The organism is Buttiauxella sp. S19-1 (assembly GCF_022134725.1).
GTDB classification, from domain to species: domain Bacteria; phylum Pseudomonadota; class Gammaproteobacteria; order Enterobacterales; family Enterobacteriaceae; genus Buttiauxella; species Buttiauxella ferragutiae.
In genome coordinates, this window is record NZ_JAHWLU010000257.1 from 1 (window position 1) to 987 (window position 987).

Genomic DNA, 987 nt, shown 5'->3' on the forward strand with positions numbered 1-987 from the left:
GTAATATATATATTAAAGAATCGAAGAGAAATACAGGGCAGAATGAGTCTACTATTCCTTATATAGCTCATAATACAATTAAACTAGGGACGGTTAGTCTTGGTAGTTTCATGATCAGTCGGGCTACAGTCTTGATTGCAGGTATATTCCTACCTTTATCCCTTGCAGGGGAGTATACGTTTACATTGCAAGTTTATATGGCGTTACTAGCCGTTGGTAATGTTTTTGTGACAATAAAGGTTCCAGAACTATCTAGGCTTGTGCTAACAAATGATAAACGTAATCTGCGAGATTTAATTATTAAAATAATAGGGCTCTCGGCCACTATTTATATTGTAGGTTTTGGCTGTTTTTATCTATTATCAAATATTATTATTGATGTATTCCATTCCAAAGTGGGCTTTTTGGCGGATAAGTATCTAGTCATTCTGGCAATTATCTATTTTCTTGAATTAATTCATTCTGTCTGTGCAACAATCATTACGACAGGAAATAAAATCCCATTTGTAAAACCAGCTTTGATATCAGGTTTTCTGATTATAATTCTTTCATTTTCGCTACTTAAATTCACTGACCTGGGAATAATTGGATTAATCTTAGCTCAAGGTATAATTCAGTTAATGTATAACAACTGGAAATGGCCATTGTCTGTTTATAAGGACTTTTTTCGTAATGATGAGTGTAAAGCCTAATCGCTGCATAATTAATTCTTCTGCTGAAAATAGCGAAAATATTATTCTGAGTATTGCAATACCTACATATAAACGGTTTGAATTATTGAAGGAAACGTTACGCAGCGTATATGCAAATACATTTAATTTCAATGTGGAAATCATTGTTGTCGATAATGACCCAGAAAATGATGATATTGCGATCAATGAGATGATCGAATTCAAAAATAAACCACTTGTATATTATAAAAACAATAGTAATTATGGAATGTTTGGAAACTGGAATCAATGCCTTACCTTAGCAAAAGGTAAGTAT

At 32.5% G+C, this 987-nt stretch carries 1 protein-coding gene and 1 pseudogene; both read left to right on the forward strand.

Features of this window, described 5'->3' with window-relative positions:
* Positions 1 to 692 (forward strand): annotated as a pseudogene (locus tag MES37_RS24435) (O-unit flippase-like protein); the annotation flags it as partial.
* Positions 673 to 987: glycosyltransferase family 2 protein (locus MES37_RS24440; RefSeq protein ID WP_237932831.1), on the forward strand; the 315-nt coding region annotated here is incomplete at its 3' end. The pseudogene MES37_RS24435 and the gene MES37_RS24440, both read left to right, overlap by 20 nt.